Here is a 20,044-nt window from a genome sequence, read left to right as displayed (position 1 = left end):
CCATGTCCTTCTGGTCCCGCTGGTTTGCAGGCGCCCCGCCTGCGGCCTCGCCTCCGCACGCCCCATCACCGCGCGCGTCCGTCCAGGAGGCGGGTGGCGGGCTGGTCATCACCTCCGCTGCCGAACTGGACGCTGCGCTGAGGGCCGGGGCGGTCAGCGGCTCCGGCATGGCGGTGACGCCCGACAGCGCCATGCGGGTGGCGGCAGTCTATGCCTGCGTGCGCATCATTTCCGGCGCGGTGGCAACGCTGCCCTTGCATATCAAGCGCCGGGTCGATGCTCGGACCCGCGAGGATGCCTCGGATGCCCCGATCTGGCAGCTGCTGCGGCGAAGGCCCAATCGCTGGCAAACGCCATCGCAGTTCCGCCGGATGCTGCAGGCGCATCTGCTCTTGCGCGGCAATGCCTATGCCATGATCGTGCGCTCGCGCGGCACCGTGCAGGCGCTGATCCCGCTGCATCCCGACCGGGTCGAGGTGGCGCAGGGCGACGATTTGGCGCTGACGTTCCTCTACACCCGCCCCGATGGCCGGCGGCTGCGCTTGCCGCAGGACGAGGTGCTGCATCTGGTCGGGCTGACGCTGGACGGGGTGCGAGGTGTCTCACCAATCGCCTATGCCCGCGAGACCATCGGTCTGGCGCTGGCGATGGAGGATCACGGCGCCACCACCTTCCGCAACGGGGCACGGGTCTCGGGCGTCCTCAAGCATCCGCAGAAGCTTGGCCCTGAAGCGGTGGCCAATCTCAAGGCCGGGCTCGAGGCATTCCGCGCCGGCGGTGACCAGGAGGGCAAGCACCTCATCCTCGAAGAAGGCATGGATTACGCCCGCATCGCCATGACCGCCGAGGACGCGCAATGGATCGAGAGCCGCAAGTTCAGCCGCACCGACATCGCCATGTTCTTCGGGGTGCCGCCGCACATGATCGGCGACACCGAGAAGTCCACCAGCTGGGGCACCGGCATCGAGCAGCAGTCGATCGGCTTCGTAGCCTATACGCTCGAGGATCACCTGACCATGTGGGAGGAGGCAATCGACCGCGACCTGATCGGCGCGGATGATCTGCTCTATGCCCGGTTCAACCGCGCAGCCCTCGTCAAGGGCGACATCCGGGCCCGCTGGGAAGCCTATGTCAAAGGCCTGCAATGGGGCGTCTACAGCCCCAACGAGATCCGCGCGCTCGAGGACCAGAATCCACGTGCCGGCGGCGACATCTATTATCCGCCGCCCAACATGACGGCTGCGGCCGGGGACGCGGGTGACGATGCGGACGCGCCCACAAGCGAAGGAGTTTCCGATGAGCCTGCGTGATCTTCCTGCCGGACCGGCCTTGCCGCGCCCCGCGGCGTTCCAGGCCGATGCGCCATCGGACGCATTGGTCCGCTGGGCCGAAACGCCGGTCGCCGCGCAGGTCACTTCCGTCACCGAGAGCGACAGCACCATCACCATCTTCGACGTGATCGGCGAGGATGGCATGGGCGGTGGGGTGAGCCTGCGCCGGATCGCAGCGGCGCTCAGCAGGATCGGCCCGCAGGCGGTGACGGTGCAGATCAACTCGCCGGGCGGCGACATGTTCGAGGGCATTGCCATCTACAACCTGCTGCGCGCCCATCCGGCCGCGGTCACCGTCGAGGTGCTGGGCCTCGCGGCCTCGGCGGCCTCCATCATCGCCATGGCCGGCGACGAGATCCACATGAGCCCCGGCAGCTTCCTGATGCTGCACAATGCCTGGGGCGTGGTGATCGGCAATCGCCACGATATGGCTGAGGCCGCTGCGCTCTTCGAGACATTCGATGCCGCGCTGGCCGGGATCTATGCCGCCCGCAGTGGCAGGCCACAGGTCGAGGTTGTCGCGTTGCTGGATGCCGAGACCTTTCTCAGCGCCGAGGAGGCGATTGCGGCCGGGATGGCCGACTGCATGGTCGAGGGTTCGGCCGCTGGCCTGCCCGCGCAGTCACCGCAGAGCGGCGCGCAGTCGCGCCCCGACATTCAGGCGCGGCGCCGCATCGACGCGGCTCTGGCGCAGCAAGGCATCCCCCGCAGCGAGCGGCGCGCGATGCTGAAACAGATTACCGGCACGCGCAACGCTGCCGAACCCGCCACGCAGAACGCTGGCATCCCCGTGAGCGCCATCCGGCAGCTCATCGACACCATCCGCTCATAAGGAAACCATCATGGGCATCCAGAAATCCCCCCGCATTCGCGGGGCCGTTCGCGTGCGCGCCGAGGCCGGCGACGCCAACGCCATCCTCGCCGATCTGAACCGCGCCTTTGCCGCCTTCAAGGACGAGCATCAAGCCGAGATCAACGGCATCAACGCGAAGTTCGCCGATGTCGTGCAGGCCGAGAAACTCGAGCGCATCAATACCGAGATCACCAAGCTGCAGTCTGCGCTGGATGAGACCAACACCATGCTAGCCGCAGCCAAGCTGGGCGGCGCAAGCAGCGCGGATCGGGCGGACAGCCCCGAGACCCGCGAGCACGCCCGCGCCTTCAACCAGTTCTTCCGCCGCGGCGTCGAGGCCGGGCTTCGGGAACTGGAGGTGAAGGCCGCGCTTCGCACCGACAGCGATCCCGATGGCGGCTATGTCGTGCCTGATCAGATGGAACAGACCATCGACCGGGTGCTGGGCTCGGTCTCGGCCATGCGGTCGATCGCCAGTGTCATCTCGATCTCGGCCGGCAGCTACAAGAAGCTGGTCAATCAGGGGGGCGCTGCGGCCGGCTGGGTCGGCGAGCGTCAGGCCCGCCCCGAGACCGCCACCCCGAGGCTCGCTGAACTGGCTTTCCCGGCGATGGAGATCTACGCCAACCCGGCTGCGACCCAGACGCTGCTCGACGATGCAAGGGTCGATATCGCTGCCTGGTTGGCCGAAGAGGTCTCGACCGCCTTCGCCGAGGCCGAGGCTGCCGCCTTCATCACCGGCGACGGGGTGAACAGGCCCCGCGGCATCCTGGCCTATGACACGGTCGCCAATGCCTCTTACGCCTGGGGCAAGATCGGCTACACCGCCTCGGGCGTCGCGGCCGCATTGACCGATGCCAGCCACAACGGCGTCGATGCGCTGATCGACCTCGTCTACGGGCTGAAGCAGGGCTACCGGCAGAATGCCCGCTTCCTGATGAACCGCTCGCTGCAGGCTGCGATCCGCAAGCTGAAGTCGAAGACCGAGGAGCTCTATCTCTGGCAACCCCCGGTCCAGGCTGGCCAGCCGGCAACGCTGCTCGGCTATCCGATCAGCGATGACGACAACATGCCCGATATCGCCGCCGGAGCTTTCCCGATCGCCTTCGGGGATTTCCGGCGCGGCTATCTGATCGTCGACCGCTTCGGCATCCGGGTGCTGCGCGATCCCTTCACCAACAAGCCCTATGTGCATTTCTATACCACCAAGCGCGTCGGTGGCGGGGTGCAGAATTTTGATGCCATCAAGCTGCTGAAGATCGCGGCCAGCTGATCGCCCGGCTGAACCAAGGCGCGCGCGCGGCAGGGTTCAGCCCGCGTCTTCCCACCCACATTCCTGCACAGGAGGATCCGATGAAGGATCTGCATTCCAGTCTCTCGGTGGCCGCGGCCATCAATGCTGCCACCCTCACCGACGACAGCACCCCCGTGGCCATTGATCTGCGCGGTCATGACGGTGCCGAGATCATTCTCGCCATTGGCGTGGGCGGCATCACCTTCACCTCGACCAACAGGATCGAGTTCATCCTGACCCATTCCGATGACGACAGCAGCTATGAGGCGGTGACCGCAGCCGACCTGCTGGGCGTCCCGACCGTGGGCGAAGGCGGCATCGTCAAGGCGCTGGTCGAGGCCCACGCCACCGCCGCCGTTTACCGCTTCGGCTATGTCGGAACCAAACGCTACCTGAAGCTGCTGGCGGCGCTTGAAGGCACCCATGCCACCGGCACGCCGATTGCCGGCCTGGTGATCAAGGGTCACGGCCGGATCAACCCGCAGGCCGATCAGGCCTGAGACCGATGCTGCAATAACTGCGCGGGCGATGAAGACCGCCCGTGCCCTGCCTCAGGGGGTTTTGCCCATGTTCACGCTGACCCGCATCACCGCGCCCGCGACCACGCCGATCACGCTGGAAGAGGCCAAGGCGCAGCTTCGGGTCGATCACGAGGACGAGGACCTGCTGATCCAGCATTATATCGATGCGGCCACCGCCTGGCTCGACGGGCCTGCCGGCATTCTCGGTCGTTGCCTAGTCACGCAATCCTGGCAGATGGACCTCGATGCCCTCACCGGCCCGATCCTGCTGCCGTTTCCGGACAGCGAGATCGACAGCGCGGTGTTCACCGATGCCGCGGGCGTTGATCTCGACTATCATATCGCGCTGCAGGACCAGCGGCTGTTGCTGCGACCCTTGGCCGGCTTCGGCCGCCCCGCGGCCATCACCTTCACCGCCGGCTATGGCGCCCCCGCCGATGTGCCTGCGGCAATCCGTCAGGCCATGCTGCTGCTGATCGCGCATTGGTATGAGCATCGCGAGGCGGTCAGCCTCGGGGCAAGTCCATCGGCGCTGCCCATGGCGGTCGATGCGCTGCTCGCCCCCTATCGCAGGATCCGGCTGTGAGAATGGTTGCCGGACGCCTGCGGCGCCGGGTCACCTTCCAGCAGGCTGTGATCATCCGCGATCCGGACGGGATGCTGATCCAAGGGTGGGAGGATCGCTTCACCCTCTGGTGCCATGTCCACTACCTGCGCGGCTCCGAGGCCGTGATGCAGGCGCGGCTGGTGTCAAAATCGCCGGCCATCCTCACCATCCGCGCCAGTGCCGAGACCCGCGCCATCACCTCCGAATGGCGCGCCGTCATCGATGCGGTGATCTTCGACCTGAAGGAAGACCCTCGGCCCAGTGAGGGCGGCGCCTATCTCGAGATGCTGGCCGAGGCGTGAGAGGCGTAGGATGCGGGAGGCGCCGATGACACCGCACAGTTCTGATCGGTCGGATGCCGAACTGGAAGCATTGTTGGTCCGGGCCGCCGAGCAAGGCGCGAAACGGGCCCTCGCTGACCTTGGCCTCGATGGCGATGAAGCCGCGCTCGACATCCGCGATCTGCGCTCCCTGGTGGACTGCATCCGACTGGTGCGCCGCACCGCGATGCAGACGGCAGTCCGCATGATCACAACCGGCGTGATGCTGACGCTGCTCGCCGGCATCGTTCTCAAGCTCAGGATCTTTGGCAGCGGGCCGTAATGCGCGTTGCCGTCGATCAATTGTTCAGAACACACGCCCTCGAAGGCGGGTTTTTCCGTTTGGAGGACGCGTATGACCACGACCTTCTACCGTCATTGGCGTGACGTGCCCGACGGTGCCTGGCGCTGGCCGAACTTCAGCCCAGCCGAAATCGCCTGCCGCGGCACTGGCAAGCTGCTCGTCAACGCGCCGCCGCTCGACAGACTGCAGGCGCTGCGTGATCGCCTCGGCAAGCCGCTGATCGTCCGCTCGGCCTATCGCAGCCCCGAGCACAACCGCTCCCTGCAAACGCCCAAGTGCGCGACAGGATGAACGTACAGATAGCTGCAAAGACGGTCGAGATCAGAACGGCAGCTTCGAGACGAAACAAGCCGATGCCCAGCAATAGGAACAGGACGGTTTCATTTGCTAGAAATCCGATTGCCGCCACCACAGCGAACCGTCCGAAGGTCTGGGTCGCGGCCGAGCCATGTCCGGCGAAGGTGAACAGATGGTGACCCAAGAAACTGACCATGAAGGCAATCACGAAAGCAACGGCGTTGCTCATCAGCGGAAGCATGCCAAACTGGACAAGGCCAATCGCGGCGCCCAGATGGACAAGCGTTGCTGCACCCCCGGTCAGGGCGAACCGCACGACCTCGCCTAACATTCGCGTGACGCGGCAATCGTGACATCCTCGGCGATCAGATAGCCGGGGCGGCCTTTCACCTCGCTGAAGACCCGCGCCAGATATTCGCCCAACACACCGATGGACATCAACTGGATACCACTGAAGAAGAAGATCGCCACTGCCAGCGTGGACCAGCCGGGCACAGCATGGCCGAGCAGCAGCGTGCGGCTGGCTAGAAACAGCCCGTAGAGGATCGACAGCATGGCAAGGATCATTCCGATGCCGGTCCACATGCGCAATGGCCAGTCGGTGAAAGCGGTCAGCCCGGTCATGCCCAGTTTCAGCAACCCGCGGAAGCGGAACTTGGAGCTGCCCCCGCCGCGTGGCTGCAACTCGACCGGGATGGCAAGCGAGCGGAAACCGACCCAAGCATAAAGCCCCTTCATGAAGCGATTTCTTTCGGGCAGGGCGCAAAGCGCATCGACCACCTTTCGATCCATCAGCCGGAAATCCCGCGCTCCGGCAGGCATTGACACCTCGCTGCCGATATTCAGGAAGCGGTAAAAAGCGGCGGTGCAGCGGCGCTTCAACCAGCTTTCGTCATCACGATGGGCGCGGACGGCGTAGACGATCTCATAGCCTTCTCGGTAGCGCTCCAGCATCGTATCGACATAGCGCAAAGGCTCTTGCAGGTCGGCGTCGAGAATTACCACGGCTTTGCCCGTCGCATGACGCAGCCCAGCCATGATCGCCTGTTCCTTGCCGAAATTGCGCGACAGACGCAGCAGGCGAACCGGCAGGTCCCATTGGCCGGATGTGACCAGTTCCAGCGTTTCGTCGCTGCTGCCGTCATCGACGACAACGATCTCGGAATGCAGCACCAGCCCGCGCGCCTTGCGCGACACCCGTGTCAGCGTTTCCGCGATTGTTTCTGCCTCGTTATATGCCGGAATGACAAAGGATAGATCGGGCGCCAATGGCCCTGAATCGAGTGCGCGCGGCCTCATGTTTGCCGTTTCGCGACTGATATCCTGCATGCGGCCCATCATTTCACCTCGTTCGTCGGTCGGGTGACGAACAGGACGTGCCGCCCATATTCTCCCAAGTTTTCAAGACCCAATGTCGCCGCCTCCAACGCCATGGTCGGAGGCACCGAAAAAGCCGCCGATGCACCGCTGCCGGCCAGTCGCGCGAAATCTGCGGGATCAATGGCGCGCGCTTTGCCCCGCGAATAGAATTCGGCCGAGTAGCTGCGCCCGCCGAGGGTATAGAGCGGCGCATCGGGCATCGCTGTGCTGGCGGCCGCAACGAGCCGCTTGTCGGATTTCAATCGGATCTTCTGCGGCGCGAAAACCGCGCCCGAGATCAGCGCCAGGAAAAACGCGAAGATTACCGATGTCGCGATGGCAAATCCTGTTCGAGTTGCACGGCTCGGTTGGGCCTCGAACACCTGCGTGAACAGCACCACCAGCAAGACAGCGGCAGCTGGAAGGCCGGGCAGGACATAGGCGGCGAGAATATTGGATGCGGGCGTGAACAGCAGCAAAGGCGACAATGCCCAGAGCAACAGATAAACCAGCCAGCCCGAGCGATCCTGCCGGAACATTGTGACCGTCTTGTCCAGGCGGGTCAGTAGCAAGGTGGCAACCAAGCTCCATGGCAGGGCTGCCATCAGCCAGAACAGCCAGATCATGCCCTTGGCTTCCCGATGGCCAGACCCGTACAGATCGCCCTGCCAGCCGGGGGTTAGGAAACGCTGAACATGCTCTCCGATGAGGAAGTAGCGCAGGAATCCGGGTGTGGCGATTTCGGCGGCGACATACCAAGGCGCGACCAGCGCTATCAGCAATGCCATGCCGCGCGCCCATGGCAGCAAGCGCAGCAGGTGCCAGTTCCATGTCAGGGCCAGCCACAGCATCAGGGGAATGCCGCTCAGCACAACCGCCACCGGCCCCTTGGCCAGCATTCCAATTGCCAGCCCTAGAAAGACGCCATAACCCCAACGCCTGTTGCCATCACCGACCGCCTGCCAGAATCCGACCATGACCAGCGTCGTGCAAAGAACCATCGGCATGTCGGTCATCACGAAACTCGAAGCGCCAAAGAACATCGCCATCGTCGCAAGCACCGTCATCGCAACCAACGCCGTATTGCGCCCGACGGTATCACGCACCCACAGCCAGACGAGAAACAGAACCGCCAGAGCGGGCAGCAGGATCGGCAACCGAGCGGCCGCTTCGTTCACGCCGAACAGTTGCATTCCCCCTGCCGATAGCCAGGTATGCAGCGGCGGCTTGCCCCAGAACGGCACGCCATAGTCGAATTGCGGTGTCAGCCAGTTCCCGGTTTCAACCATCTTGCGGGCGATTTCGCCATAGCGGGCCTCGGTCGTGTCGGAGAAAGGTACGGCAAACATTGCCCAGAGCCGCAGAAGCCCGAACGCCGTTAGAACTGCCACCAGAAACCGGCGGGTCGGGCTATCCAACTGCATATCACACATCGTCGGTCGCACATTTGGGCGGGTTCGGGTCGCCGCCGCGTGCTGGCGCACATGGGCCTCGTCTATTGTTGTCATCTTGTCCTGCTCGATCGGCTGACGGTTCGTGTCAGCAGCTATCTACCAGGAACGATCTGTCCGGGCCGTTGCCGGAACTATACCAATCCGTAATGTCCCGACGTCTTGACCCAACCGCACAGTGGGCTATCCCTGCGGGCAGACAGAATACGGAAAGCAGCAGCCATGCGCGTCCTTGTGGTCGAGGACCATCCCGAAACGGCCGACTACATTGCCTCCAGCCTCCGGGCGCAGGGGCATCTGGTCGATCACTGCGACAATGGCCGCGATGGTTTCCTGTCGGCGCTGGACAACAGTTACGACGTGATGATCTTTGACCGCATGTTGCCAGGTCTGGATGGGCTGACCTTGATCAAATCCGTGCGCGGCGCAGGAGTCGAGACGCCGATCCTGATCCTTTCGGCGATGGACGGGATCAATGACCGGGTCGAGGGGCTTGAGGCGGGATCGGACGACTATCTCGTCAAGCCATTCTCGTTTCAGGAACTGTCAGCGCGGCTGGCAGCGCTGACTCGCAGGCCGCCGCTGAAAGCCGAGGAAACCGTCTTACAGGTGGCCGATCTGGAAATGAACCTGATCCGCCGTACGGTCACGCGGGCGGGCATTTCTCTGGACCTGCAGCCTCGCGAGTTCAAGCTACTGGAATATCTGATGCGCAATGCTGGCCGGGTACTGACCCGCACGATGCTGCTGGAATCAGTCTGGGATTTCCATTTCGATCCCAAAACCAACGTCGTCGAGACCCATATCAGCCGGCTACGTAACAAAGTGGACAGGCCCTTCAAGATCGAGTTGATCCATACCGTCCGCGGGGCCGGGTATAGCCTGCATGGCTAGGAATCTCGGCATGTTTCACTTCCTGCGCTCGACCTCGGCGCGGTTGTCTCTGCGTTTCGCCGCACTTTACGCCATCATCACTGCCCTCGTCTTTGGTCTGACTTACCACTTCGCGGATCGGGAAATCAGCGAGTGGGTGCTAGACCAACTTGCGGACGATGCAGCCGGTTTTGGCAATCTTTACGAAAGCGAAGGTCTGGATGCGGTTCAGGCAAAGCTGGGCGGATTTGACGGGTTCAACTTCGAGGATTATCGGATCTATCTGCTTCAGGACGCGGACGGCAACGTTCTGGTCGGAAATGTCAATGCCATCGACCGGCAAGGCAGCAGCGACTACGTCCCGGTCAATGCAATCCAAGCCGACAAGCCCCGCTATGAAGATGTGACGGGTTATCTGCTTCACTCGGTGCAACTCGGCCCGAACCGGCTGACATTGGGCACAAGCACCTATTTTCTTGAAGAGCTGCGCGAGGTTTTAGGCCGCGGATTCGTTGCAGGTTTTATCCTCTTGCTGCTTACCGGTTTGCTGGCCGGGATCATTGTCGGCCGCAAAACCGAACGGCGGCTGACCCAGATCGCCACGACGCTGAAATCGGTGGCATTGGGGCAGTTGGATCGACGCGTCCCCACCACTGGCAGCGATGGCGATGACCTTGCCCGTATGGCAGATGAAATCAACCGCACCATCACACAGCTTCAGCAGATGGTCGAAAGCCAGAAACAGATTTCAGCCGATATCGCCCATGACCTTCGCACGCCCATGCAGCGCCTCAAACAACGGCTGGATGTGCTTCGGAATACGCCCGACCTGACTTCCGAGATCAGGGAAGATGCGGAACAAGCCGTGGAGATCGCCGACGATCTGATCGAGACATTCCACGCCCTGCTGCGGATCGCGCAGATCGAAGCCGGTCAGCGGTCAGGTCGGTTTACCGCAGCCCCTCTTGCCCCGATCCTCGCCCGGATCGAAGACGCCTACGGTCCCGTCGCCGAAGAAAACGGTCAAACGCTGAGGTTTGACATCGAAGATCAGGACGCGATGGTTCAGGGCGATCAGCAACTCCTGACCCAGATGATCGCAAATCTCGTTGAAAACGCCCTGCGTCACTGTCCATCAGACACGCGGATCGAGGTCACGCTGTCGAGGGTGGATGACAGCGCCCTGCTTCAGGTTTCCGACAATGGTCCGGGCATCCCAGCTGAGGAACGGGACAAGGTTTTCCGCCGCTTCTTTCGCCTCGAAAAGAGTCGCACGACCCCGGGCAATGGCTTGGGCCTCAGTATGGTCAGGGCGATTGCCGAATTGCATGGCGCGGTGTTGACACTGAACGATAATCATCCGGGCCTGTGCGTTCTGGTCTCGTTTCCGCCTGTTGCTCGCGAAGATTACTAACCCCCCTGATTGCAATCGTTTTTGCGGTCGCCGTTATGCTAGGGTCCAGACTCATTGAATTTCACAGCGAGAACAAGACGGTTGCGGCGAGCATGATCGCGGAGAAGAAGGTTTCCGGGCATGCCCGGCGCAAGCTGAAGGAGATCTTCGATCGAGACGGTTCCGAGATCGCAGCCGAGGGACTGCGCCGGATCGCCGAGCTTTACCGGATCGAGGCCGAGATCCGCGGCATGGGCCCCGGCCAACGACTCTCGGCCCGCCATGCGCGCACTGCGCCGCTGGTCGCCGCATTCGGCGAATGGCTGCAGGCGCAATGCCGCCGCGTATCGATGAAGTCCCGCCTCGGCGAAAAACTAGCCTATATCCACCGCCACTGGGACGGGCTGCAGACTTTCCTGCGCGATGGCCGTGTCGAGATCGACTCCAATAATGTCGAGAACCTGATCCGACCGATTGCCCTGACCAGGAAGAATGCACTCTTCGCCGGCCATGACGAGGGCGGGAGATCCTGGGCCCGCATCGCATCCCTGATCGCCACCGCAAAGATCAACAATGTTGAGCCCTTTGCCTACCTGAAGGTAACCTTGGAAGCCGTGGCCGCCGGTCACCCGCAAGCGAGGATCGACGATCTGCTGCCTTGGAACTTCAACCCGTCAAGCTGAAAGCAGGTGAGGCGGCGCCGCCGCTTACGGAGTTCCTGAACCCCGACGTCTCCGCTCTGGCCTTCGGATGTGATACTTAGCCTTCCGTTCTGCAGGGGCGGGGTGAACGGAAATTCGATATCACTGCGGCCCCCTCTTATGCAGGGAGCCGCACGCACCCAAGTCCCCGCGAGGAAAAGCGGAACCCCGCCGGGCGGTGGACGGCTATAACGGCATCACGACGCAGCAACATGAATCATTAACGTCATCCGGGGCGTTGGGTTCCCCGCCCCCGGCTACGCGGCCCATGTAGCTCGCAGCAAAGGTAGTCGCGACGTCGGCGCGCGGCAGATAGGGGGAGACGTCGATGTCGAGCCTAGTGGCCGTCTTTCGACTAGGCAAAGCACGAGGTGCTTGAGCGCGTCGAAACTAGCGCCGGTGTTCTCATCTTGTTACTGAACCTACGGCAAGGGCGGTAGCGTTGCGGTGACCTGTCGCGCATTTCCATTGTGTGATCCTACACCGCGATCAGGAGATGAAGTGAGAAAAGTATTTGATCTTGATCGCTCGATCATACTGACGGCCCTCACCGCCCTAGGAATGCTCCTGGCCACTCTCGCGCTATGGCCGCTTCAGGGCGCTGCCGCGGCTTTCTTCTCTCTCGGAGGTCTCTCGCTTGTGTATCTGGCAGGCGGCTTGCCCGCCGCATGGCGGGCGGCCGTCACCCTGTGGGACGAGCGAGTTCTCGATATCGACCTGCTGATGGTCGTTGCCGCCGTCGCGGCGGCGGCTGTTGGTGCGCCCTTCGAGGGTGCGGTCCTGCTAACGCTCTTCAGTATCTCGACCACGCTGGAGGAACGTGCGCTTGGCCGCGCTCGCCGGGCCATTGAGGCGCTGATGGAGCTTCGGCCGGAAACGGCGCTTCGAAGGGCGCCGGACGGGTCGGTCTCGGAAGTCCCTGCTGTCGATCTACGGGTGGATGACGTCGTGGTGCTGCGGCCCGGCGCGCGCGTTCCGGCGGACGGAGTAATTGTCAGCGGCCGGGGTTCGCTGGACGAGGCCCATATCACCGGCGAGTCAATGCCCGTCGCCAAACAGCCCGGCGCCCAGGTGTTTGAGGCGACGGTCAACCTTGATGGCGTGCTCGAAATGGCCGTCACGAAGACGATCGAGGAGAGCACGGTCGCCCGCATGATCGCCCTCGTGACTGAGGCACAGGCGGCCAAGGCGCCGTCGGAGCGTTTTAGCGCGTGGTTCGGCCAGCGCTACACGGTGGCGGTGATGGCCGGAGCCGTGCTGGCCTTCGCCGCCTTCTACTGGCTGGGGCGCGACTGGGAGGAGGCGCTCTACCGATCCGCAACATTGCTGGTGGCTGCGAGCCCGTGCGCGATCGTGATCTCGGTCCCCGCAGCAATCTTGTCTGCCTTGTCGGCTGCCGCACGCGGCGGTGTGTTGTTCAAGGGCGGCGCGGCGCTCGAGACACTGGCGGCGGTCGAGACCTTCGCCTTCGACAAGACGGGGACCCTGACGACCGGCAAGGCCTCGGTCACCAGGGTGGTGGCGCTCGATGGCGATGAAGGGCGCTTCCTCTCGCTGATTGCTGGGCTCGAGGCCCAGTCGGAACATCACAGTGCGGCTGCCGTGCGGCAGGAAGCCCTCAGCCGCGGAGTTGAACCGGCCCAAGTGACAAACGTGATCACCCGACCGAGTGCCGGCATCGTCGGTGCGGACGGCGAAGGGCAGCTGTGGGCCGGAAACCCGCGCCTCGCCGCGCAGATGGGCGCGTCCATCGAACATCCGATGCTGAAGGCGCTGGCTGCGGATACCGAGACGGTCATCTATTTCGGGCGGGATCGGCACGTGATCGGGGCTGTCACCATCGCGGATCAGGCCCGCGCGACCTCTGCGCCAGCGCTCGCCGCGTTGCGCGAAGGTGGAGTCGGCGAAATCGTCATGATGACCGGCGATCGCCGCCCGGTTGCGCTGCGGATCGGCCAAGAGCTCGGCTTGAAGCCCGAGGAAATCCATGCCGACATGCTGCCGGAGGACAAGGTCAGGATGGCGGGGGAGTTGGCTGCCAGAGGCAAGGTCGCCTTCGTCGGCGACGGGGTCAATGACGCCGCCGCGCTGGCCCGCGCCGATGTCGGGATCGCCATGGGTGCTGCGGGCTCCGACGTCGCGCTCCAGGCAGCCGATGTGGCGCTTCTGTCGGAAGACATGGGACGGCTTGCCGACGCGCAACGACTGGCGCGTCGCACGGCGAGGATCATTCGGCAGAACCTCGCCTTCGCCATGGGTGCCATGGTCATTCTCGTGACAGGCGCGCTATTCTTCGAGCTGCCTCTCCCGCTCGCGGTGGTCGGTCACGAGGGCGGAACGGTTCTGGTGGTGCTCAACGGGCTGCGTTTGCTGAGGGACCCCATCCGCCGCAACGAAAACAAGTCAGCGTCACCAGATCAGGTGGTGACGGTCGACAGCATCAGCGCCCCCGTCCAACGTCATGCCTACCGTAGAATGATCCCGCGGGGGTCCGGCGTCGGCCGGCAACGCGGGGGCTAGCGCATGTCGCCACTCGCGATGGTGCTGGCCCTTCTGGCGTCAGCGGTCGTCATGTTCGCGCTCAACCGCCCGCGCATGGATGTGGTCGCGGTTATCATGATGGTCGCGCTGCCGATGACGGGCGTGATTTCCATGTCCGAAGCGTTGGTGGGGCTGTCGGACCCGAATATCGTGCTGATCGCCGCCCTTTTCGTGATTGGCGAGGCGCTTGTGCGCACGGGCGTGGCGCAACGGCTGGGCGACTGGCTGTCGGCGCGGGCCGGTGCGAGCGAGGCGCGGCTGATCTTCCTGCTTATGGTGATCGTGGCGGGAGTTGGGTCATTCATGTCCTCGACCGGGGTGGTGGCGATCTTCATTCCCATCGTGATGCGCATCGCCCGCAAAGCCGGTATCCCGGCTGGGCGGCTGATGATGCCGCTTTCCGTGGCGGCGCTGATCAGCGGGATGATGACGCTGGTAGCCACCGCGCCCAACCTCGTCGTGCATTCGGAATTGTTGCGGCAGGGGCACGAGGGCTTCGGCTTCTTCGCCTTCACCCCCTTCGGCGTGCCGATCCTGGTGCTAGCGATCCTCTACATGTTGATGGCCCGCCGCTCTTTGGCGCCCGGTCCTGCGCCCGCTTTGCCCGAGCGCGCCGCCCTGGCCGGCTGGGTTGCCGATTATGATCTGGCCGAGCGCGAACACCGTCTGCGACTGCGCCCGGAATCGGATCTGGTGGGCCAGCGGCTGGATACATTGGACCTGCGCTCCAGCGCCGGCATCAACATCATCGCCATCGAGCGCGGCAGCCGGTTTCGCCGCAAGTTGATCCATCCTGGAGCCGCGACGGTGCTCGCGGCGAGCGACATCCTGCTGATAGACCAGCGCGACCGCGGGGATGATAAGGGCTTCGATCTGGAAGCCTTCGCGCTGGCGCACGACCTGATCCCACTGCCGGTCTCCGGCCAGTGGTTCACCGACACGGCGCACGAAATCGGCATGGCGCAGATCATTGTGCCGCCGACCTCGCGCCTGATCGGCAAGACCATCACCCAAGCGCGGTTCCGCAGCACCTATGACCTGTCAGTTATCGGCATGAAGCACGGCACGAGGCCGGTCGCCAACAGTGTGATCGACGAGCCCCTACGCGCAGGTGACACGCTGCTGACGGTCGGTCCCTGGCGCGCAGTCCGCAAGCTGGCCGACGAGCGGCGCGATCTGGTTCTTTTGGACCTTCCCGCCGAGTCTGACGAGGCCGTGCCTGCCCGCCACAGTGCGCCCCTTGCCGTAGGCGTGCTGCTGGTGGTGGTGCTCCTGATGGTCTGGGGTGTGATGCCGAACGTGCAGGCGGCGCTGCTCGGCTGTCTGCTCCTGGGACTATTCCGCTGCATCGACATGCCCGGTGCTTATCGCTCGATCCACTGGCAGAGTCTGATCCTGATCGTTGGAATGCTGCCCTTTTCACTGGCATTGCAGCGCACCGGCGGGGTCGAGATCGCGGCACAGGCGCTGCTCGGCGCGCTCGACGGTGCCTCGCCCCGGCTGGTGCTCGCTGCAATCTTCGCTGTCACCGGGCTTCTCGGGCTGTTCATCTCTAACACGGCGACGGCCGTCCTTATGGCCCCGGTGGCGCTGGCCGTCGCAAGCGCCCTCGACGCCTCGCCCTATCCGTTCGCGATGACTGTCGCCCTCGCGGCGTCGGCTGCGTTTATGACGCCTGTCTCTTCGCCGGTGAACACGCTGGTTGTGGGGCCGGGCAATTACCGGTTCGTAGATTTCCTGCGGATCGGCGTGCCTTTCGCTGTGATCTGCATGGCCGCGAGTGTGGCGCTCGTGCCGCTCCTGCTGCCTTTCTAGCGACCATGCGCCGAGGCCAGAAGACTGCTAGAAGGTGGAGAAGGTTGGATATCAGGCCCATCCCCTCCGCCACTTGCCCTCGCGAAAGCGTTCTCCCCATCCGGCTTCGGCCGGATTTTCTCGTTGTTTTCGAGGGTTATGCGGGACGGGCTGAGCACTGCCCCTGCTGCCAGGTGGCCCGGAGGCGGTCTCTCAGGGCCGATATTCTCCGGACCTAATGACTGCGCCGATTTGGTGATCAGGTTGCAAGCGGCTGATTTAGAATGATTTTTTCAGATGCGTAGCTGAACACTTCGATGCCGGTGGCGTTCGCAAGAACGGACTGAAATCCAACGAGGCAAAGACTGGAAAAGCGCTCTAGACCTCGGTCGCCTCTTGGCCTGTTGTGCCGCCCGCTTCTCCCTCCTTCTGCCACTCGTCAGCATCGAGCTCTCTTACCCGGTTAAGGAACGCTTTGTGCAAATCGTTCACCTTGGCGGCCAACCACTCGTGCTGCCGCGGCCAATCGCGCTCGTCTTCCGGATCGACGTTCGTCATGTACACGGAGATGCGGCAATCTCGCCTCGTAGGCAGTTCCTCCCAGTCGAGCTCATAGCCCAACTCCTGCTCAATAGCCTGCTTCTGCTCCTGCAGCAGATGAAAGAAAGACTTCGCCTGATCGCCCGCAATGTACAACTCGGCCCTGATCTGGCGCTTCGGCCGGATCATCACTGCTCCGAGGTTGAAGCCTGTCCTGCCAATCGAGTAGCCCATCCAGGACTGCGGCTGTGGCTTGCGTGCGCCGGAGACTGGACCAGCCGCCTTATCAAGCGCTTGGTGGAAAGCATCCCAATAGGATCGCTGCTTCAGTCGAGTGTCAGAGAGTTCTGACTCGTCGATCGCGCGGGCAGCCTGAGCGACAGATCGTGACCAGTCGTTTGGTTTGGACACGATGTTGAACTTGGGTGCTGCAGGCGAGTCGCCGATTCTCCATAGTTCCACTTCCAGCCCAAAGAACCTGAAGCTCTCGTCTGTGATCTTGTTGAGCCAATCGAGGGTAGAGCGATGTTCCTCAGTGAAACGCGCCGCAATCCAGACGATTGTTACGGCTTCAAGCCCCGAGGCATAGGTCAATAGCTGTCCGAGATGACTATGGTCGGTGCGTTCGAGTTGGTTCTCGACGAGCACCCATGATCCAGTTCCGATATCCTTGCAAAGGATGTCGGCGCGGAATGGTCCTACGGATTTTTCCTGCGCCTCCAGTTCGAGATCGATCCCCAGCGTCTCGCCCAAGATTTCGAGGTTGTCTTCCCTTGCAAGCCAAGGAGTAAAATCGCTCGACTCGCTCACCCAAATCTCACGAAGGTCGACGCGCGAAAGTCGGCCAAGTCCATTGCTCGACGCCACCATCAATAATACTCCCGAATGTAGCCGTAGGCCCGCTCGAAAAGCTCTGAGTCCTGGTGGAGCTTGTACTTGAAGAGCGTCTGACGAAGCGCCTTCTTCACCTCACGCTCGCCAGCATGGGTGGCCTGCCAGCCATCGAAGCGCACCGCGCGGACGATCTCGTCGATGTCGTCGACGACGCGCTTGACCATGATCGGCGTCTCTCCGTTCTTCGCTTCCTCGAAGAGTTCCGTGAGGGCGGCCTTGCCGCGGTCGATGTCTTCCTCGACCGGCGTCTCGCGTTCCATCTTCACGACGTCCTTGGCGAGTGCGAGCAGCTCTTTCAGGAAGTCGATGCTGAGAAGGAGCCCCTGCTGGTGGCGGTTCTTGAGGTCTTCGAGGCGCTCTGCCAGCGCTTTGTATTTCGGGTTCCCGGCGTGCTTGCGCAGCCGGCCGGTCAGCTTGACCGAGATCTCTTTGGCTTTCTTCTCCGGGTCCGGGTTGCCGAGAACGGCCTCGAGCAGCTCCGCGTCCATCACGAGGGTGTCAAGGTCGTCTCGGACCGCGTCGACGTGGACGTTCTCGTGGATCAGCTCGATCGTCTTGGCCCCGAGCCGGTGCCAGAGCAGTCGCCCCGTTCCCGTCGACGGCTTGAGCGACTCGTAGACCTGCGCCAGCCAGCGATAGTCCTTCTCGTGGGGTGTCAGAACCGGGTCTGGCGATAGCGCCTCCCAAATGCGGCTCAGGACACTGAAATCCGATGCGAAGGCGTCGCGGCGCTCGTCGTTCGGCAGGCAATCCTGTGCCGCGATGAGGCCCTCGTAGCCGGTTAGGGTGCGGTCGACGCCGGCGAAATACTCCAGGCACTTCTGGATCGCGGACGGCAGCATTGCGGCCAGTTCGGCGATGTTGGACACCGCCTTCTGAACGCCCTTCTCGTCGAACTTCAGGGCCTGCGCGACGTCGTCGAAGATGCCGAGGTAGTCGACGATCAGGCCGTGCGTCTTCTGCTCGCCGTAGGGGCGGTTTGTCCGGCAGATCGCCTGCAGCAGCGTGTGGTCGCGCAGCGGCTTGTCGAGATACATCGTCTGCAAAATCGGGGCGTCGAAGCCGGTCAGCAGCTTCGATGTCACGATGATGATCTTCAGCGGGTCCTTCGGGTCGCGGAAACGGTCGAGAAGCTTTTCCTCGGCATCCCGGTCGCGCTTGTAGGCCGCATATTCCGGCTCGCCGCTGTTAACCGAGATGACGATGTCGGAGGTTTCCGGCGGCAGGTGCTTGTCGAGCTCCTTCTTGTAGAGAACGCAACTCTCGCGGTCGAAGGTCACCACCTGCGCGCCGAAACCGTTCGGTTGGACCTTCGCCTGGAAGTGCTGCGCGATGTCGGCGCATATGGCGCTGATGCGTTCCGGCGCCTTCACCAGGATCGACATCTTCGCGGCGGCGCGGCCGAGCTTGTCCCTGTCCTCGTCCGTGAGGCCCTCGGTCAGCTCGGCATAGGCCTCTTCGATCGCCTGCTGGTCGATGTGCAGGTCTACCAGCCGCGGCTCGAAATGCAACTCCTTGGTCGCGCCGTCGCGGATCGAGTCGTTGAGCCCGTAGCGGCTCATGTAGCCGTTCTCGTCGATCTCGGCGCCGAAGGCGTAGAAGGTGTTGCGGTCGGCACGGTTGATCGGCGTGCCAGTCAGGCCGAACAGGAACGCGTTCGGCAGCGCCTCGCGCATCTTGCGGCCAAGGTCGCCTTCCTGTGTGCGGTGCGCCTCGTCGACCATGACGATGATGTTGTCGCGGTCGTTCAGCACGCCGTCCGCCTCTGCGAACTTGTGGATCGTGGTAATGACGACCTTGCGCACGTCCTTGGCCAGCAGGTCGGACAGCTCCTTGCGGCTGTCGGTGCGCACCAGGTTGGCCATGTCGGCGGCATAGAAGGTGCCGGCGATCTGGCTGTCGAGGTCGATGCGGTCGACCACCACCAGCACGGTCGGGTTTTTCAACGCCGGGTGCAGGCGTAGCTTCTTTGAGGCGAACAGCATCAACAGCGACTTGCCTGAGCCCTGGAAGTGCCAGATCAGTCCCTTGCGCACCTGGCCAGCGACGACGCGCTCGACGATCTTGTTGACGCCCTCGACCTGCTGATAGCGGGCGATGATCTTGATGCGCTGCTTGCCCTTCTGCGTGGCGAACGCGGTGAAGTTGGCGAGCAGGTCCAGCACCATCGCCGGGCGCAGCATCGCGTTGACGGCCTTCTCGACCTCTCCCATGGACTGCGGGCCATCGGCATCCGTGCGCCACGGGCCCCAGAGATCGACGGGCATGCGGACGGAGCCGTAGCGGTATTCCTTGCCCTCGGTCGCGACCGAGAAGACGTTCGGCACGAACAGCTCCGGCACGTTCTGCTCGTAGTCGTCATGGACCTGGAGCGCGGCGTCGAGCCAGCTCTGGCTGGAGCGGACCGGCGTCTTGGCCTCGATCAGGACGAGCGGCAGGCCGTTGACCAGCATCACCAGATCGGCGCGCTTTTCGGTCTTGCCGGCGCGGAAGGTGAACTGCTGGGTGACGACAAAGCTGTTCTGTTCGATGTCGTCGAAATCGATCAGGCGGATGGTGACATGCTGGCCGTCCGCGCCGAAGGGCATTGAGCGTTCGCCGAGCATCCAGGCGGCGAATTCCTCGTTGGCCTTAACCAGCCCGTCCGAGCGCGCGCACATGACGATGGCGCGCAGGCGGTAGAGCACGTCGTCCACGCGGGACGGGTTGGCGGCGATGTCGGGGTTCAGGCGGATCAGGGCATCGCGCAGATAGGGCTCGACCAATGCCTCCTGCGACTCGCGCGGAAGGTCGGCGGGGCCGACGAAATGCCAGCCGAGGCCGGAGATCGCGCCGCCCTGCCGGGCGAGGCCGGGCGTGACTGTGGGTGAATTGGTGCTGCCCGCGAGGCGGTCACGGATGAAGGCTTCGACGGTGTTAGCCTCGTTGAAAGACATCAAACACCCTCCGCTATTGCCGCCAAACCTCTCAT

At 63.4% G+C, this 20,044-nt stretch carries 16 protein-coding genes and 2 pseudogenes; 13 read left to right on the top strand and 5 right to left on the bottom strand.

Going from position 1 to position 20,044, the window contains the following annotated elements; all coding sequences use genetic code 11:
* Positions 1–2 precede the first annotated feature (2 nt).
* The 8 genes from F8A10_RS14420 (at position 3) to F8A10_RS14385 (ending at position 5,521) form a co-directional block, all read left to right on the top strand.
* Positions 3–1,310: a phage portal protein gene (locus F8A10_RS14420; protein WP_227493518.1), complete on the top strand. Its 1,308-nt coding sequence runs from the start codon at positions 3–5 to the stop codon at positions 1,308–1,310.
* The gene (locus F8A10_RS14415; RefSeq protein WP_152367664.1) at positions 1,297–2,163 is read left to right on the top strand and encodes a head maturation protease, ClpP-related; all 867 of its coding nucleotides are present in this window, start codon (positions 1,297–1,299) and stop codon (positions 2,161–2,163) included. Before F8A10_RS14420 ends, F8A10_RS14415 begins: the two co-directional genes overlap by 14 nt.
* Positions 2,164–2,173: 10 nt before the next feature.
* A complete protein-coding gene (locus F8A10_RS14410; RefSeq protein WP_152367101.1) occupies positions 2,174–3,457 on the top strand; it encodes a phage major capsid protein in 1,284 nt (427 codons plus the stop codon).
* Between the two features lie 80 nt (positions 3,458–3,537).
* Complete coding sequence (locus F8A10_RS14405) at positions 3,538–3,978, top strand: hypothetical protein (RefSeq protein ID WP_152367102.1); 441 nt, start codon at positions 3,538–3,540, stop codon at positions 3,976–3,978.
* A gap of 28 nt (positions 3,979–4,006) precedes the next feature.
* Complete coding sequence (locus F8A10_RS14400; protein ID WP_227493364.1) at positions 4,007–4,585, top strand: head-tail connector protein; 579 nt, start codon at positions 4,007–4,009, stop codon at positions 4,583–4,585.
* Positions 4,586–4,587: 2 nt separating this feature from the next.
* Positions 4,588–4,908, top strand: coding sequence for a phage head closure protein (locus tag F8A10_RS14395; RefSeq protein ID WP_152367663.1), 321 nt, complete (start codon positions 4,588–4,590; stop codon positions 4,906–4,908).
* Positions 4,909–4,933: 25 nt separating this feature from the next.
* Positions 4,934–5,209: a DUF6127 family protein gene (locus F8A10_RS14390; RefSeq protein WP_026155384.1), complete on the top strand. Its 276-nt coding sequence runs from the start codon at positions 4,934–4,936 to the stop codon at positions 5,207–5,209.
* Positions 5,210–5,281: 72 nt separating this feature from the next.
* Complete coding sequence (locus F8A10_RS14385; protein ID WP_018000064.1) at positions 5,282–5,521, top strand: D-Ala-D-Ala carboxypeptidase family metallohydrolase; 240 nt, start codon at positions 5,282–5,284, stop codon at positions 5,519–5,521.
* A gap of 34 nt (positions 5,522–5,555) precedes the next feature.
* Here the strand turns inward: F8A10_RS14385 and F8A10_RS21925 are convergent.
* The 3 genes and pseudogenes from F8A10_RS21925 to F8A10_RS14370 form a co-directional block, all read right to left on the bottom strand.
* Positions 5,556–5,858, bottom strand: a pseudogene (locus F8A10_RS21925) (GtrA family protein); the annotation flags it as partial.
* Positions 5,852–6,856 (bottom strand): glycosyltransferase family 2 protein, encoded by a 1,005-nt coding sequence (locus F8A10_RS14375; RefSeq protein ID WP_227493517.1) that lies wholly within the window; start codon positions 6,854–6,856, stop codon positions 5,852–5,854. The pseudogene F8A10_RS21925 and the gene F8A10_RS14375, both read right to left, overlap by 7 nt.
* An 8-nt stretch (positions 6,857–6,864) precedes the next feature.
* Positions 6,865–8,394, bottom strand: coding sequence for an ArnT family glycosyltransferase (locus F8A10_RS14370; protein WP_227493516.1), 1,530 nt, complete (start codon positions 8,392–8,394; stop codon positions 6,865–6,867).
* 165 nt (positions 8,395–8,559) lie between these two features.
* On the opposite strand from F8A10_RS14370, the gene F8A10_RS14365 reads away from it, so the two are divergent.
* The 5 genes and pseudogenes from F8A10_RS14365 (at position 8,560) to F8A10_RS14340 (ending at position 15,660) form a co-directional block, all read left to right on the top strand.
* Positions 8,560–9,231 carry a winged helix-turn-helix domain-containing protein gene (locus F8A10_RS14365; RefSeq protein WP_018000060.1) on the top strand — a complete coding sequence of 224 codons (672 nt, stop codon included), beginning with the start codon at positions 8,560–8,562 and terminating at the stop codon, positions 9,229–9,231.
* Positions 9,232–9,241: 10 nt separating this feature from the next.
* Complete coding sequence (locus F8A10_RS14360; RefSeq protein ID WP_018000059.1) at positions 9,242–10,624, top strand: sensor histidine kinase; 1,383 nt, start codon at positions 9,242–9,244, stop codon at positions 10,622–10,624.
* Between the two features lie 119 nt (positions 10,625–10,743).
* Positions 10,744–11,286 (top strand): annotated as a pseudogene (locus F8A10_RS14355) (IS66 family transposase); the annotation flags it as partial.
* A gap of 579 nt (positions 11,287–11,865) precedes the next feature.
* The gene (locus F8A10_RS14345; RefSeq protein ID WP_152368153.1) at positions 11,866–13,824 is read left to right on the top strand and encodes a heavy metal translocating P-type ATPase; all 1,959 of its coding nucleotides are present in this window, start codon (positions 11,866–11,868) and stop codon (positions 13,822–13,824) included.
* A gap of 3 nt (positions 13,825–13,827) precedes the next feature.
* Positions 13,828–15,660, top strand: coding sequence for an SLC13 family permease (locus F8A10_RS14340; RefSeq protein WP_152367662.1), 1,833 nt, complete (start codon positions 13,828–13,830; stop codon positions 15,658–15,660).
* Positions 15,661–16,017: 357 nt separating this feature from the next.
* Here the strand turns inward: F8A10_RS14340 and F8A10_RS14335 are convergent, their stop codons facing one another.
* Positions 16,018–17,049, bottom strand: a complete 1,032-nt coding sequence (locus F8A10_RS14335; protein WP_193668295.1) for a DUF4268 domain-containing protein — start codon at positions 17,047–17,049, stop codon at positions 16,018–16,020.
* Entirely contained in the window at positions 17,049–20,009 is a 2,961-nt protein-coding gene (locus F8A10_RS14330; RefSeq protein ID WP_152367661.1) for a type I restriction endonuclease subunit R, read from the bottom strand. Before F8A10_RS14330 ends, F8A10_RS14335 begins: the two co-directional genes overlap by 1 nt.
* Between the last annotated feature and the right edge of the window lie 35 nt (positions 20,010–20,044).

The organism is Paracoccus kondratievae (assembly GCF_009301415.1).
Lineage (GTDB): Bacteria > Pseudomonadota > Alphaproteobacteria > Rhodobacterales > Rhodobacteraceae > Paracoccus > Paracoccus kondratievae.
Note: the sequence above shows the minus strand (reverse complement) of the source record. Positions and strands in the feature narration are given on the sequence as shown.

Coding starts and splice junctions, on each gene's coding strand:
- F8A10_RS14420 (WP_227493518.1), top strand. CDS start 3: ATGTCCTTCTGGTCCCGCTGGTTTGCAGGCGCCCCGCCTGCGGCCTCG.
- F8A10_RS14415 (WP_152367664.1), top strand. CDS start 1,297: ATGAGCCTGCGTGATCTTCCTGCCGGACCGGCCTTGCCGCGCCCCGCG.
- F8A10_RS14410 (WP_152367101.1), top strand. CDS start 2,174: ATGGGCATCCAGAAATCCCCCCGCATTCGCGGGGCCGTTCGCGTGCGC.
- F8A10_RS14405 (WP_152367102.1), top strand. CDS start 3,538: ATGAAGGATCTGCATTCCAGTCTCTCGGTGGCCGCGGCCATCAATGCT.
- F8A10_RS14400 (WP_227493364.1), top strand. CDS start 4,007: ATGAAGACCGCCCGTGCCCTGCCTCAGGGGGTTTTGCCCATGTTCACG.
- F8A10_RS14395 (WP_152367663.1), top strand. CDS start 4,588: ATGGTTGCCGGACGCCTGCGGCGCCGGGTCACCTTCCAGCAGGCTGTG.
- F8A10_RS14390 (WP_026155384.1), top strand. CDS start 4,934: ATGACACCGCACAGTTCTGATCGGTCGGATGCCGAACTGGAAGCATTG.
- F8A10_RS14385 (WP_018000064.1), top strand. CDS start 5,282: ATGACCACGACCTTCTACCGTCATTGGCGTGACGTGCCCGACGGTGCC.
- F8A10_RS14375 (WP_227493517.1), bottom strand. CDS start 6,856: ATGCAGGATATCAGTCGCGAAACGGCAAACATGAGGCCGCGCGCACTC.
- F8A10_RS14370 (WP_227493516.1), bottom strand. CDS start 8,394: ATGACAACAATAGACGAGGCCCATGTGCGCCAGCACGCGGCGGCGACC.
- F8A10_RS14365 (WP_018000060.1), top strand. CDS start 8,560: ATGCGCGTCCTTGTGGTCGAGGACCATCCCGAAACGGCCGACTACATT.
- F8A10_RS14360 (WP_018000059.1), top strand. CDS start 9,242: ATGTTTCACTTCCTGCGCTCGACCTCGGCGCGGTTGTCTCTGCGTTTC.
- F8A10_RS14345 (WP_152368153.1), top strand. CDS start 11,866: ATGCTCCTGGCCACTCTCGCGCTATGGCCGCTTCAGGGCGCTGCCGCG.
- F8A10_RS14340 (WP_152367662.1), top strand. CDS start 13,828: ATGTCGCCACTCGCGATGGTGCTGGCCCTTCTGGCGTCAGCGGTCGTC.
- F8A10_RS14335 (WP_193668295.1), bottom strand. CDS start 17,049: ATGGTGGCGTCGAGCAATGGACTTGGCCGACTTTCGCGCGTCGACCTT.
- F8A10_RS14330 (WP_152367661.1), bottom strand. CDS start 20,009: ATGTCTTTCAACGAGGCTAACACCGTCGAAGCCTTCATCCGTGACCGC.